Here is a 14,275-nt window from a genome sequence, read left to right on the forward strand (position 1 = left end):
GGTTTTCAGGCAATTTTTGACACCAATGACCAATGACCCATGACCAATGACTCCCCGATGTCAACTGCTCTTTTGTGCAGAGTGTCGGTGCGGGAATAGTTGCGTAGAGATTGCATAATGTCGCGGATGCGATCGATTCCCATCTTCATTGACCCCGCAGTTTTGGGCAAATCAGCTAATAGATACTCTAAAAGTCGATCGAATCTGTTGAAATACTGCCATCGCCAGTGTTGATTCGCCAAAACTTGAGGATGCAAATGTTTCGACAGGAAAAACTTTTTTACACAAAAAACACTCAAAGCTAGATGTTACAAAATCGATTATGTCACTGAAAACTCAGATGAATTCTACCTAAGAAGGTATCGCCAACAAGCCGCAACTGCAATTAGGTTCTCAATGTCAAGTCGTGTTGGAACTAGAACAACTGCTAACCGAGCTGCGCGTTTACCGGCCGCCTGCAAAAGGAATTTTTGATAAAGCAGTTGAATTTGCTTTGAAACTATTTCAGTTTCGGGTTTTCTTGCCGCCGGACGGTATTGTCGGGCCGCTTACTTGGCAGGCGCTTGATACTCAATCTCCGGTTAATATGCCGGTACTTAAATTCGGCAGTTCTGGGGAAGCAGTCACTACTGTTCAGGAAGTTCTTAGGCTTTCCCAGCACTATCGTGGCGAAATTGACGGCGAGTTTTCTACTCAGACGGAGGAGGCTGTTCGCGCATTTCAAAAAAGCTTTGGCATTGAAGTTGATGGGATTGTCGATCGAGAAACTTGGACTGCTTTGAGTCAAATTCCGCGCGGCTATGACCCTAATTGGTTCTTGACTTAGGCTGGGTGCGGTAAATGGTGCGATCGCCCGTAGAGAGGAAATTGGGGGAATGTGCGATGCTTCTGGTTCGCTACAAACACCCGAAGCATTGCGTTTTTATTGAGCTATCTTTTGCGGAATTTGTATTTGATAATTATGTTTTCTAACTTTGGTAGAAATTACAAAATATCAATTATTAAATACTAATTAGCAATTATCAGAAAAGATCGATCGCCCACAAACTGTTAACTTTCCTTACAATTTTGAGAACAGCGCGCAGTCTGAATGATAGGATGCCGTAAAATCCTTTGGATATATCTATGGCAGAAGAACTGACTGGACAACCCCCAATCTTCGGCGGCAGCACCGGCGGCTTGCTGACCAAGGCGCTAGTTGAAGAGAAGTATGCTATCACTTGGACTAGCCCCAAGGAGCAGGTGTTTGAAATGCCTACAGGTGGCGCTGCGATTATGCGTCAAGGCGACAACTTGCTGTATTTGCCCCGGAAGGAGCAGTGCATCGCTTTGGGCGGCCAGCAACTGCGGGCGAAATTCAAAATCACGAACTACAAAGTTTACCGCGTATTTCCCGACGGTTCTAATGAGTACCTGCATCCCAAGGATGGCGTGTTCCCTGAGAAGGTGAACGAAGGTCGTCCCTACGTCGGTAAGATTGACCGCAATATTGGCAGCAATCCCGATCCGATTAAGGTGAAGTTCACCGGTAAGAAAACCTACGAAGTTTAGGTTTTGAGCTAATCGCTGAGCTTGAAAAGGTAATAAGGCCTCAAAAGCTCAGTTAAGACCGATCGCCCGCAGGCCCCCCAAACAAAAGGGGAAGAGTATTCTCTTTCCTACCCATTTTTTTTGGTATTGAGGGCGATCGAGACGGGATAGTCTCAGTTTTGCTTTGTAGTGCTGTCCTCGCTCGCTTGGTTTTACAAGCAAGCGGGGATCCTCGCGTATCTACATTTCGCGATCGGGGACGCTCCGACTATAATAAATAAAAAAATGCTTTTCCCAATGCAGGAGATGCTCCCATCGAGACTCGGATAAAAGCGAGATTTATCAATAATTTTAGGGTTGAGCTGACAGCAACGGGCCGCGCCCCACTGCTGCAAATTTTAAATACAATTAAAACTTAATCATTAATTATAAAATGAATGTCGCAATCAGGCGAGCAACACCAAATGATATCGATGTTTGCGCTCGCATTAATTATGAAGCTTTTAAAGATATTTCCGATCGCCATTGCTTCCCTAACACAGATTTTCCGACGCAGGAATTGTCAACTGAGATTATTAGCCTTTTTATCGAAAGTCCGGTTTTTTTTGGCATCGTAGCCGAAAGTGATGGTGCGGTTGTCGGCTGCGGTTTTATGGACGAACGCAACCCAATTCGCGGTATCGGGCCCGTCAGTGTCGATCGCACTTTTCAAGGACGCGGGACGGGACGGGAAATCATGAAAGCCTTGCTAGAAAGGGGAAAAGACGCTCTGGGCATCCGTTTGGTGCAAGAATCTTTCAACATGGCTGCGCTGTCGCTGTACGCTTCTCTGGGTTTTGAGGTGAAAGAACCTTTCGTGCTAATGGAGGGGGAGTTTCGCAGCCAGCCGCAATATGGGTTTGAGGTGCGCCCACTGACTGGTGAGGATGTGGGCGAATGTCAGGCTTTGTGCGAAAAAGTATGCGGGTGCGATCGAACTTCTGAGATAGAATACGCCATAAATAACTATTCTCCCTTCGTTGCTTGCCAGCAAGGTCGGATTGTGGCTTATACTTGTGCGGTGTCTGCTTTGGGTCACAGCGTCGCCGAAACAGAGGCAGATATGCAGGTTTTGCTCTTGGGGGCTGCTGCGTATAGTTCCGAAGATGTGCTAGCTTTCCACTTGCCGCTGAGATATGCAAGTTTGTTTCGCTGGTGCTTGAAAGAAGGGCTGCGCGCCGTCAAACCGATGGCGGTGATGGCAGTTGGCGAGTACCAATCGCCGGAGGGATGTTGGTTTCCGTCTTTTGTTTATTGATTGTATAGCGAAGTTAGTATATGATATTTCCCGATTTCTCACAATTTTCGGAACTGGCGAAACAAGGCAATTTTGTGCCCCTGTATCAAGAATGGGTTGCTGATTTAGATACGCCTGTTTCTGCGTGGTATCGGGTTTGCGCCGGTCAACCTTACAGTTTTCTGCTGGAGTCGGTGGAAGGTGGGGAAAAACTTGGGCGTTATAGTTTCTTAGGGTGCGATCCTTTGTGGATTTTGGAGGCTAGGGGCGATCGCACAACTCAAGTTTACCGCGACGGTTCCCAAAAAGTATTTGCCGGCGATCCGTTTGCAGCATTAAACGAGTGTTTGCAGCCTTACAAACCAGTAAAATTGCCACAATTACCGCCGGGAATTGGCGGGTTATTCGGTTTTTGGGGTTACGAGTTAATTAAGTGGATAGAACCGCGAGTTCCCGTGCATCCAGCCAGCGAGAATGATTTGCCGGATGGGTTGTGGATGCAGGTGGATAATTTGCTGATTTTTGACCAGGTGAAACGGAAGATTTGGGCGGTTGCTTATGCGGATTTGCGGGAGACTGGCGTTGATTTGGCAGAGGCTTATGCGGCGGCGTGCGATCGCGTTTCTCAGCTAGTAAATAAGCTCAAATCGCCGCTTTCCCAGCAATCTACTCTCATAGAATGGACTCCGCCGAGGGACGAACAAGAAGTCGGTTCCACAAAGGAAAATACAGAATTAGCTTACACCAGCAACATCACCCGCGACAAGTATTGTGAAAATGTCTTAAAAGCCAAGGATTATATCACAGCCGGAGATATTTTTCAGGTAGTAATTTCGCAGCGGCTGGAAGCTGAATATAGCGGCGATCCTTTTGCACTTTACCGCTCTTTGCGATTGATTAATCCTTCTCCGTACATGGCTTATTTTAATTTCGGAGATTGGCAGATTATCGGTTCGAGTCCCGAAATTATGGTGAAGGCAGAAAATACTGCCGACGGCAAAAAGATTGCAACTTTGCGGCCGATTGCCGGCACGCGCCGCCGGGGAAAAACTCCTGAACTAGATGATGCTTTGGCTGCGGAATTGCTGCAAGATCCGAAGGAAATTGCGGAACACGTCATGTTAGTTGATTTGGGCAGGAATGATTTAGGCAGAGTTTGCCGCAGCGGTACTGTAAAAGTTGATGAATTAATGGGAATTGAGCGTTATTCTCATGTGATGCACATTGTGAGCAATGTGATAGGAGAATTGGCCGAGGATAAGACAGCTTGGGATTTGTTGAAAGCTGGTTTTCCTGCTGGTACGGTTAGCGGTGCTCCGAAGATTCGGGCGATGGAAATTGTGCACGAGTTGGAAGGTTGCCGCCGTGGCCCCTATTCTGGGGTTTACGGGTATTATGATTTTGAGGGACAGTTGAATAGTGCGATCGCAATTCGGACTATGGTTGTTCGCTCTTTAGATGGAAATAAACATTCAGTTTCTGTGCAAGCCGGTGCTGGTTTGGTGGCAGATTCTAACCCGGATATGGAGTATGAAGAAACTCTCAATAAAGCCAGGGGAATGTTGCAGGCGATTCGCTGTTTGAAGATAAGACTCGGCGATTGAAATCGCGTCTACACAAACAATGTCCGGATGGTGCGCGGACTAAGAGAAGATAACGTAATTTTAACCGCCTGGTATTCAACCCGCGGAGGCGGGTTTTGTTTTTATAGACGCGATTTCAATCGCCCGGTATTCTAATCTTAAAAGAGGTAAATATGAATTTTTATATAGTTGATGTATTTGCCGAGTCAAAATATGCTGGCAATCAGCTAGCTGTATTTTGTGGCGCTGGAGTTGCCGAGCTCTCAGAGGCCGAAATGCTGCTGATCGCGAGGGAAATCAATTATTCGGAAACTACATTTGTGCGATCGCCCGATCGGCAAAATAACGGCTACGACGTGCGGATATTCACGCCCAAGAAGGAATTGCCCTTTGCCGGTCATCCGACGTTGGGCACTGCGTTTGTGTTGCAGCAAGAGATAATTGGCCAAAAGGTCGATCGGGTAATTCTAAATCTAGCCGTCGGTCAAATTCCTGTCACCTTTAATTATCATAATCAATCCGCAGATATTTTATGGATGCGACAAAACCCGCCAACATTCGGTAAAGTTTTATCAGCCGAAACTATCGCCAGCGTTCTGAATTTAGAAGTCGATGAAATTGATTTAAAATTCCCGATTCAAGAAGTTTCCACCGGAGTTCCGTTTATCATTGTACCGTTAAAAAACCTCGCAGCGCTCAAAAAAGCTCAAGTCAACTTAGACAAATATTTTGAACTGATCGATACCACAGAAGCCAAAGAAATTTTAATTTTCTGCCCGGAAACCTACAGCGACATTAATGATTTAAGCGTCCGAGTTTTCGCCCCTTCATTAGGAATTCCCGAAGATCCAGCGACGGGCAGTGCCAATGGCTGTTTGGCTGGATATTTGGTAGAATATGGTTATTGCGGGGAAGCCAAGATTGATGTGAGAGTCGAACAAGGTTATGAGATTGGCAGACCTTCTTTGTTGTTGCTGAAAGCTCAAAAAAATCAGGAAGAAATAGAAGTTTTGGTCGGAGGTAAGGTGGTGATGGTGGCTAAAGGAGCATTTGTTTAGAATATTCAAATATAGGTTCGTAGTGAGGACTTTAATCCTCAGTTTGGATGCGGACTAAAGTCCTCACTACGAACCTATTCAGCTAACATGAGGTAGCTCATATTCATGGAGGCGTGTTATTGTTATAGTGAAAAAGTCATCCATACCAAATACTTTCCCATGCTGCAAACCTTTTCTCGGACTTTGAATTTATCCCCTGAAGCTTCTGAAGCCATGCTTTCACTCCCATTAAACAGCTTGCTGGAATCACCGGAAATAGATCAACTATTGGGGAGTCTCGATACTGCTTTGCTCAAAGAAACTTTGCCCACTGCTGGAGCTGTTTTAGCCAAAAAGCTCCCGCCTTTTTACGACTGGTTGCAAACAGAACTAGGAATTCAAAATGTCCCGGACAGTCCCGATCATACTACTAAATGGGTAGTGGGTTTTCTGAAAAATCAAGAAAGTTTAACTCGTTTAGTTGAATTGCACAAATCGATTCCCAGCAAAGCATTAGAAAGATCGATCCCTCGCTTAGTTAGCGCTTTTGATGAGGTTGAACCCGCCGCTGTTAAGGAAGAGTGGGAAAAAGCGATCGCAGCCCTTTGTCTGGTACTCGCCGTCGCAGCGCGGGAAAATCAGCCCTCTGCTACCTGAAGCAATTTGGTCTGAATTTAAACAAAGCGACTTTTTCGGAAAATTTGCAATTGAGCGCGATCGATCTGAACGACTACTGGCTTTTTCTTGTTGAGGACGATCGCATTATGCCGATTTAACAACAGCCACTGAGCCAATATTACGATCAGGACTCGTTTTTTGCGAAACTTGCGTTCAAAATGAGCCCTTCGGACGATCGCCTCTTCTAGCTTATAACAACAGTTTTCCCCTTTCTGGGAAATCACAAAAATTGTTCCCGGTATGTAATCGCCTTCATTTGCCCAAAAAGCATACCTTTCGCCTAAACTAAAGTAGTGAAAAACATTGTTAGCGGTGGAAGTTTGAGCTAACTTTTCCGAAACACCCACAGAATTAAAACTTACAGTAGAACGCAGATAATTAGGGTATTTTGCTGCAATTTGCTGAGCAACTTTGCCGCCCAAACTTTCTCCGATGACATCCGGCGGCTTTCCGTTGTGAAATTGCTGCTTTATCCAATCAACAGCGCCCTCCGTTTCCGCCGCTTTTAACTGGCGTTCTACTTTAGCCATAAATACATCGGGCGTATCTTCCAAAACGCGCTCAAAAGGATACCAAGAACCGTAGCCGCGAATCACGAGCACGGGCGGATTGTTCCCAGAAACGGGAAAACGACTTTCAGCATAAAAACCAGTACCAGAGTCTTCAAAGACTTTTTCTATGGTATAATTTCCATCAACAACTTGCCCAGATTCGTGCCGAATGTAAATTGACGGATTGCTGGGCTTGAAAGTATCCTGTAGTTGGGGTTTGGCAAACTTTTCGTAGATAGAATCTAGCAAGTGCCTTCCTGTAGGGCGATCGACAAAATCCAATTGTATTGATCCATACTAAATTAAAAACAATCTAAAAACGGTTCGTAGTCAGGACTTTAGTCCTTTCTTGGATGCGGACTGTATACCATTTTTATAAAGATGTGCTGATGAAGTCTTAGCCCCCCCTTAGTAAGGGGGGGTTGGGGGGGTCATATCTAGCGCTACTTTATGAAATTGGTATTAGTCCTTTCTTTGGTGCGGACTAAAGTCCTCACTACCAACCTTGTGGAATGCTTACAAAACTCGCAAAGTGCTCGCAATACTATCGACAGCTTCCATCGCCCGAATTTCAGCCAGCGCTTGCTGAAAATTACCTTCGTTCACATCGTGAGTCACCACCACAATTTCTGCTAAATTGCCGTGAATTCCCGTTTGCACAATAGACTCCAAACTAACTTGATGGTGGCCAAAACAAGTCCCTAGTTTACCAATTACCCCCGGATTGTCGCGCGTCAGAAAACGGGCGTAATACCGAGTCACAAGTTCCTGCATTTCTGCAATTTTGCAGTAGTGTTGGTGAGTGCAACTCAGCAAAGGATGGGGAATCGGAACAGTTTCGGTTTTCAGGATTGCCGCCACATTCAAAATATCGGATACCACCGCGCTAGCTGTGGGCCCCGCCCCCGCACCGCGCCCGTACAGCATCAATTGCCCGATCGCATCTCCCTCGATTAAAATTGCATTGTAAACACCGTTGACACTCGCCAGCGGATGAGTCTTCGCCACCAAAGTAGGATGCACTCGAATCGAGAGGAGTTCCGCTTCTTCATCCCCATTTTGCTTGGAACTTTGGGATTTTTCCTCAGCAATAGCCAACAACTTAATCACAAATCCTAGCTTATCGGCATAGTCAATATCCGCCGCACTAACTTGTCTGATACCTTCGCAGTGAACATCGGCTAATTTGATGCGTCCGCCAAAAGCTAGCGAGGCTAAAATAGCAATTTTATCAGCCGCATCTAATCCATCCACATCCGCTGTCGGGTCAGCTTCAGCATAACCTAATTGCTGAGCGTCCGCGAGCACTTCAGCAAAGTCTGCACCTTCACTCTGCATCCGCGTCAGGATGTAGTTAGTTGTCCCGTTAACGATGCCGGTCACACTTTTGATGCGGTTTGCACCTAAAGATTGTTTGAGGGTTTGAATGACTGGAATGCCGCCGCCGACAGCAGCTTCTAACATCACATAAACGCCTTTTTCGTTAGCTGCGTCGAAGATTTCACTACCGTAGCGGGCGATAACTGCTTTGTTGGCGGTGACTACGTGCTTCCCGTTGGCGATCGCTTGCAGAATGAGCGATCGCGCCGGTTCCAATCCGCCAATCAGTTCTACTACAATATCAATTTCTGGGTCAGTGGCGATCGCCTCTAGGTCAGTTGTCAGCACATTTTCTGGCAATTGTAAAGACCGAGTTCGAGAAATATCGCGCACTCCCACCCGATAGATTTCCAATTCCTGCAACAGCGAATGGCGGCCTTCAGGAGAGAGCAAAATCTCTGCCGTTCCCGCGCCAACTGTACCCAAACCTAGCAAACCAATTTTGAAAGCCACGACTTTGACCCGTTAAAACTCTAATCTACAATCATTGTATGCTAATCAAGCAATTTGTCATTAAGTAACTCAAATACCAGAGCCCCGACCTCTTAAAGAAGTTAGAGCTCTACTTGACTAATTAACCGAACTTAATATTACAAATCACAGTTCTGTCTCCACATCTCCCCCCATTTCTCGAAGCCGCTGCGCCAATATTTCGGCCCGCTGCCTTTCTGAATTAACTTGCTGTTCTAGTTGCTGATTTTGCTGTTCTAGTTGCTGATTTTGCTGTCCTAGTTGCTGATTTTGCTGTCCTAGTTGCTGATTTTGCTGTCCTAGTTGCTGATTTTGCTGTCCTAGTTGCTGATTTTGCTGTCCTAGTTGCTGTAGCTGTGCTTCTTCTTCTCGAATTAAATCTTCTACTAGGGGCGGATATAGCACTTCATTCACCGACAAAATAAATTCAGCGAACTGCACAGACTGAACTTGATCTCCAGGCAAAAATTCCTGATGAGAATAACTGCCTTCATTTTCGGGACGACTGCATACTCGTATTTTTGGTTGATTTGGGTCTACAATCCAATATTCAGGGATATCAATCAAATCATATTCTGCCCGCTTGCGGATGTAGTCATCCCGCCAATTTTGACTGGTAACTTCGATAACTAACAGCGGTTTTTCTTCAAAGTCCAGCACTGCGGAACCGGGTTGCGCGCAGACTTGTTCCCACAGACTCCGAGTGCAAATCACAACATCAGGAACGCGGGAAGATTTTTCCTCGGTTCGGACTGCGGTAGTGACAACTGCAACTAGCGGTAGATTGTGTGTTGCAAAGAAGCGCCGGAACTGGTAAACCAAAAATTCACAAATTTTGATATGTATTGCTGTAGGTGTTGGCATTTCAATCAAATTACCCCGATATAATTCATAACAAACACCTGATTCTCCCTGATAGTTCAGATATTCTTCAAAGGTGAGTTTTTGGGTAGAAATTAGTACCATGTCAGTCATCTCCCTTTTTCGGTGAGCTTACTGTATATTTTAACACTTGTCTTTGGTGAATAAGTTATACCATGCGTGAAAAATTGCTGCTACGGTTATTAACCGTATATAAATTATCTGTCCTCGCGTCATAACTCTCGACCGGACACGGCAGTGCCGTTTCCCTACAGGTGAAAATCTCTAATTTCTGATTCTGCAATATTTCTTCAAATTGGTATTACTCAAAGCTTAAAACTGTTTCAAATAAAAATATAGGGCAAGCCGAAGCCCGCCCTACAAATCAACCAATTAAATCAGGTCACACATTAATATGTTTCAACGTGCCAGCGATGCTGTTTTTTCAACTGTTTTTGATAGCTTGTCCAGTCAACGTCATGCTTGCTAGATGCAGCAGACATTCCCTCGTCAATTCCGCCTTCCATTCCCTTCAAACCACAGATGTAAGTGTGAGTTTTCGGCTTTTGAACCAATTCCCACAATTCGTCTGCGTTCTCCTTAATCCGGCTTTGAATGTACATCTTGCCGCCGTCAGCAGTTTTTTGCTCGCGGCTGATGGCATAAGTCAAGCGGAAATTATCGGGGAACTCGCGCTGCAATTCTTCCAACTCTTCCTTATAAAGAATGTTGGGAGTGTAAGCAACTCCAAAGAACAGCCAAGCTAAACCTTTGAATTTGTACTCTGGATTGTTTTCTTTAAACATCCGCCACAAATAAGCGCGGAAAGGAGCAATACCCGTACCGGTAGCCATCATAATTACGGTGGCATCTTCGTCTTCGGGCAAGAGCATTTCCTTGCCTACTGGGCCGGTGATTTTGACATCATCCCCTGCTTCCAAACCGGTCAGAAAAGTCGAACAAACGCCCAACACTTGTTCGCCTGTTTCTGGGTGTTTGTACTCTAGCCGACGGACGCACAGGGAGACTGTTTTGTCGTCGAGGTTGTCGCCGTGACGGGTGGAGGCGATCGAGTAAAGCCGAATTTTGTGAGGTTTGCCGTTTTTATCCGTCCCATCGGGAATAATCCCGATACTTTGACCTTCGAGATAGTGCAACTTGCCACCAGAAATGTCGAAGGTGACGTGGCGGACTGTGCCTTCGCCGCCTTCTCTGACCATTTCTTCTGTAGAAATGCACTTACCAATATAGGGATTGGCTGGCTTGTAGAGGTTAACAGGAACCTGAACTTTTTCCTTGGCTTGAGTCATGGGCTTAGCTTTTTCTCCAGATTTCTGACTCTGTAGCCCTGCTTCTGGTGCAACTTTGCTATGAGTTTCGGGAGCGCCGTTTGATGGGCGGATGCTGACGATTTTGCCACCCATGCGAGCAATTCTCCGCATTTCCTGATTCATGCGATCGTAGGGCACGGAGATAAACACGCTACCGCTACGGCGAATTGGGTGATTTGTTTCGTCAGTTGCTTTGCTCTGACGCATACCCTCGACTTCGTAAACAAAGATGCGGCTGCCTGATTCTGAGTTGGCAGCTACACCAGAGATGCTTGGGCTGTACATTTGTTGCTTGTCCTTCACGATACAGAGTTATAAAGATAGAGAATGTGACGTTAGACTCAATTTACTTTTTTCTTAAGGCCATCTGGACTAATTGGCCGCGCCAATCTTTGGGCTTCGCCGTTGCGGGCGGGCGTGTCAATTTTTGGTCGATCGCGCCTCCAGTTCCCAATCAGCCGAACATCACGCCGGCTATCGAGTCCGGCTGCGTTCAGGTGTTGACCTATAGCTATTGTTGTCTGCGTACTGCCAATATTTTACCCGATCGCGGGATCGGCCCCGATCGCTCCTTCTGATTTAGGGATTCGGCAGAGGCCCAGGCCGATATCGGGAGAGGATTTAACTTATCAAAGGGAATACGGCATTGAAATATACAATTTATAATGAAGTAAAACTTAAAGCACGATTTGATTAAATGACGTTGAGCTTGTAGTGGGCGGACGCATTCTGGTAAGATTAATCACTAAAGTTAGCATTAATAGCCAAAAAATTGGGGTACGATCCCATCCTATAAGGCAGGCGAGCGGGCAAGCCCGATCGGACGGGAATCGTGATGGAACTATATATTGTTGATTCGCCAGATGTAAAAATCCCGTCTCAACTCCATAGTCCAAAAAATCTCAAATAGGTTGGGGCATCAACCTAGAGGCCAGGCAAGATCGGACAAGCTGTGCTTGCCAGAAGCTGTTTGAATCCACAATCCCCATGCCTTGAGGGTTGGGGAGTATGTCAATTGCCTTGAAGATTGCTTGGGTCTTCCCTCGCAGGCAGTCAACTGACTCCTGTATGCTGGTGAGTGCTCGATCCGATCGGGGTAGCAACAAAATCGCACAAAGCTGGCACGCTACCTGCGGCCTTAAATTTTGTGGAATCTAGACTTGAGTTAGTAAACAGTGATTTTTTTAGAGGGAAAGTATGACAAGTAAGCCGGATCGCGTGGTTTTAATTGGCGTAGCCGGAGACTCCGGGTGCGGAAAATCTACTTTTTTGCGCCGATTGACAGATTTGTTCGGGGAAGATTTCGTGACTGTAATCTGCCTCGATGACTATCATTGTCTCGATCGCAAGCAGCGCAAGGAAACAGGGATTACCGCCCTAGACCCCAGAGCTAACAATTTTGACCTGATGGCCGAGCAAATGAAAGCGCTCAAAGAAGGCAAGGCGATCGACAAACCGATTTACAACCACGAAACCGGTCTGCTCGATCCTCCTGAGCGGGTAGAGCCGAATCACATCATCGTGATTGAGGGGCTGCACCCCCTTTACGACGAGCGAGTGAGAAATCTCATCGACTTCAGCGTCTACCTCGACATCAGCGACGAAGTTAAAATTGCTTGGAAAATCCAGCGCGACATGGCGGAACGGGGCCACCGTTACGAAGACGTGCTGTTTGCGATCAACGCTCGCAAACCAGATTTCACCGCTTACATCGACCCCCAAAAGCAATATGCTGATGTGGTAATTCAAGTATTGCCGACCAACTTGATTAAAGATGACAAAGAACGGAAAGTTCTGCGCGTCCAAATGATCCAACGCGAAGGAGTCGCCAATTTTGAACCTGCGTATTTGTTTGACGAAGGTTCAACAATTAACTGGGTTCCTTGCGGTCGCAAACTGACTTGTTCCTATCCCGGAATTAAGATGTACTACGGCCCAGATGCTTTCTACGGCCACGAAGTCTCGATTTTGGAAGTAGACGGTCAGTTCGAGAATCTCGAAGAAGTTATTTACATCGAAAGCCATTTGAGCAAGACTTCTGCGAAGTACGAAGGCGAGTTAACTCACCTGTTGCTCCAGCACCGCGAATATCCCGGTTCCAACAATGGAACAGGTTTATTCCAAGTGTTAGTGGGATTGAAGATGCGGGCGACTTACGAGAAGTTGACTGCGAAAGAATCGAAAGTGGCTGTTAGTGTTTAGAACGCGGACATGAAAGATTTGGGAGGCGCAATTGCGCCTCTTTTTTTGTGGAGAAATGAACCGCAGAGGGCGCAGAGGGCGCAGAGAAGAGTTAGGGGAGGGTGTTTGGAAGTAGAGAGGTTAAGAAGGTTTTTCCGGCTTCATGGAGGTCGCTATCTAGGGAAAATTTTAGACTGCGAACTTGAATATCGTCATTTTTTATATCTAGTGGCTGTTTGAGGTCTTGCGGGTAGATGAGAATTGCATTTTTACAGTTTACTGCTGTTGCGTAGGCAACTATTTGATGACGGTCACGACTGTCTACCCGATCAGGAGCTTTGTATTTGGTATCGAGGACGTACAGGATTTCATTTGTTTCAATATCGCGTATAATTAAGTCAATCTCATCGGAATAATCTTTGTCATGTTTAACTGGGTATTTTGGTTCGACATTAAAGCCTTTTGGTGTATTTGCTTTGAGCCATTCAGCGACAAATTGTTCATATAAACTAGCCATATTTATCAAAAAAGGGAGCATTTCGCGATCGCCCTTTTCGTGACTTGGCCCAGTATTTTCGAGAAAAAAGCGACAGAGAGCGTGTAATATTTGATAATCTTGATTCAAACGGTGATAAGTGCGATCGATACAAGCTTCTGGTTTAAAAGATGTTAGAGTAACAAATCCTTGGAGTGCGTGAAAAGCTTTTCGCACCGTCGATGAGACAGATTCGCCGCACAAACCGCTGCGGCCAATTATAAAGAGTGTCCAAGCCAGAATTTGATTATCTTCAATATCGCCTGTTTGTTCGTTATAGTGACATTTTAGTTTGACATCCCAAGGTTTTTGCACAGCTTGTCGGATATCAATGCGGCCGCGAATATAGGCAAGTTTTTCTATTTTGGGTAAGTAATCGCGATATAATCCCTTGCGACAGCGTTCGAGAATTTTATGAGCAAGGATGTTAGCTAATCGTTCATATACTTGTTCCAAAGATTCGCACTCAATCTGTCCTTGAGGAAAATTTATCTTAATTTTGTAGGCATACTCAAGCATTCCGAATAAATTTGCGATCGGAACTTTTGGGCGAATAACAATGTGAAATTGTGGAGTGATTGGAATATTGCCAACAATGCCTTGAGATTTTAATTGCCATTTATATTGAGTTTTACGGGTGGGAAAATCTATCTCTATTTCCTTGGCATAATTATCGCATATTTTATCCCCAACTGATTCGGGGATTGTATCTCGGTCAAATAATTTTGATTGATATTCTGTGAGTTCGATAATTTGGGGTGATTGTCGTTTCATAAATACCATAATACTAAATTTACGAATTTTTACAACATTATTTGTAGGGTGTGTCGCCCTGGAAAATATCTCAATAAAAACCGACAA

At 45.5% G+C, this 14,275-nt stretch carries 14 protein-coding genes; 8 read left to right on the forward strand and 6 right to left on the reverse strand.

Going from position 1 to position 14,275, the window contains the following annotated elements; genetic code table 11:
- Window positions 1-5: 5 nt before the first annotated feature.
- Window positions 6-299 (reverse strand): hypothetical protein, encoded by a 294-nt coding sequence (locus K4039_RS02320; protein WP_265233504.1) that lies wholly within the window; start codon window positions 297-299, stop codon window positions 6-8.
- Between the two features lie 107 nt (window positions 300-406).
- On the opposite strand from K4039_RS02320, the gene K4039_RS02325 reads away from it, so the two are divergent.
- From K4039_RS02325 to K4039_RS02350, 6 genes are all read left to right on the forward strand, one after another.
- Window positions 407-826 (forward strand): peptidoglycan-binding protein, encoded by a 420-nt coding sequence (locus K4039_RS02325; RefSeq protein ID WP_265233505.1) that lies wholly within the window; start codon window positions 407-409, stop codon window positions 824-826.
- A 299-nt stretch (window positions 827-1,125) separates the two neighbouring features.
- Complete coding sequence (locus K4039_RS02330) at window positions 1,126-1,551, forward strand: photosystem I reaction center subunit II PsaD (protein WP_265233506.1); 426 nt, start codon at window positions 1,126-1,128, stop codon at window positions 1,549-1,551.
- 412 nt (window positions 1,552-1,963) lie between these two features.
- Window positions 1,964-2,827: a GNAT family N-acetyltransferase gene (locus K4039_RS02335; RefSeq protein WP_265233507.1), complete on the forward strand. Its 864-nt coding sequence runs from the start codon at window positions 1,964-1,966 to the stop codon at window positions 2,825-2,827.
- A gap of 20 nt (window positions 2,828-2,847) precedes the next feature.
- On the forward strand, window positions 2,848-4,410 hold the full coding sequence (trpE, locus tag K4039_RS02340) for an anthranilate synthase component I (protein WP_265233508.1): 1,563 nt from the start codon (window positions 2,848-2,850) through the stop codon (window positions 4,408-4,410).
- Between the two features lie 152 nt (window positions 4,411-4,562).
- Window positions 4,563-5,447, forward strand: a complete 885-nt coding sequence (locus K4039_RS02345) for a PhzF family phenazine biosynthesis protein (protein ID WP_265233509.1) — start codon at window positions 4,563-4,565, stop codon at window positions 5,445-5,447.
- 159 nt (window positions 5,448-5,606) lie between these two features.
- Window positions 5,607-6,083, forward strand: a complete 477-nt coding sequence (locus K4039_RS02350) for a hypothetical protein (RefSeq protein WP_265233510.1) — start codon at window positions 5,607-5,609, stop codon at window positions 6,081-6,083.
- Window positions 6,084-6,100: 17 nt separating this feature from the next.
- Here K4039_RS02350 and K4039_RS02355 read toward each other — a convergent pair whose 3' ends face one another.
- From K4039_RS02355 to petH, 4 genes are all read right to left on the reverse strand, one after another.
- Window positions 6,101-6,904: an alpha/beta hydrolase gene (locus K4039_RS02355; protein WP_265233511.1), complete on the reverse strand. Its 804-nt coding sequence runs from the start codon at window positions 6,902-6,904 to the stop codon at window positions 6,101-6,103.
- A gap of 267 nt (window positions 6,905-7,171) precedes the next feature.
- A complete protein-coding gene (locus K4039_RS02360) occupies window positions 7,172-8,488 on the reverse strand; it encodes a homoserine dehydrogenase (RefSeq protein ID WP_265233512.1) in 1,317 nt (438 codons plus the stop codon).
- Between the two features lie 144 nt (window positions 8,489-8,632).
- On the reverse strand, window positions 8,633-9,472 hold the full coding sequence (locus K4039_RS02365; RefSeq protein WP_265233513.1) for a Uma2 family endonuclease: 840 nt from the start codon (window positions 9,470-9,472) through the stop codon (window positions 8,633-8,635).
- A gap of 305 nt (window positions 9,473-9,777) precedes the next feature.
- Window positions 9,778-10,983, reverse strand: a complete 1,206-nt coding sequence (gene petH, locus K4039_RS02370) for a ferredoxin--NADP reductase (RefSeq protein WP_265233514.1) — start codon at window positions 10,981-10,983, stop codon at window positions 9,778-9,780.
- 44 nt (window positions 10,984-11,027) lie between these two features.
- Between petH and K4039_RS02375 the strand changes: the two genes are divergently transcribed.
- Both K4039_RS02375 and K4039_RS02380 read left to right on the forward strand, forming a co-directional pair.
- On the forward strand, window positions 11,028-11,276 hold the full coding sequence (locus K4039_RS02375) for a hypothetical protein (protein WP_265233515.1): 249 nt from the start codon (window positions 11,028-11,030) through the stop codon (window positions 11,274-11,276).
- 619 nt (window positions 11,277-11,895) lie between these two features.
- Window positions 11,896-12,900 carry a phosphoribulokinase gene (locus tag K4039_RS02380; protein WP_265233516.1) on the forward strand — a complete coding sequence of 335 codons (1,005 nt, stop codon included), beginning with the start codon at window positions 11,896-11,898 and terminating at the stop codon, window positions 12,898-12,900.
- Between the two features lie 91 nt (window positions 12,901-12,991).
- Here the strand turns inward: K4039_RS02380 and K4039_RS02385 are convergent, their stop codons facing one another.
- Window positions 12,992-14,188, reverse strand: a complete 1,197-nt coding sequence (locus K4039_RS02385; protein ID WP_265233517.1) for an McrC family protein — start codon at window positions 14,186-14,188, stop codon at window positions 12,992-12,994.
- Window positions 14,189-14,275 lie beyond the last annotated feature (87 nt).

Source organism: Lyngbya sp. CCAP 1446/10 (genome assembly GCF_026130175.1).
Classification (GTDB): domain Bacteria; phylum Cyanobacteriota; class Cyanobacteriia; order Cyanobacteriales; family Microcoleaceae; genus Microcoleus.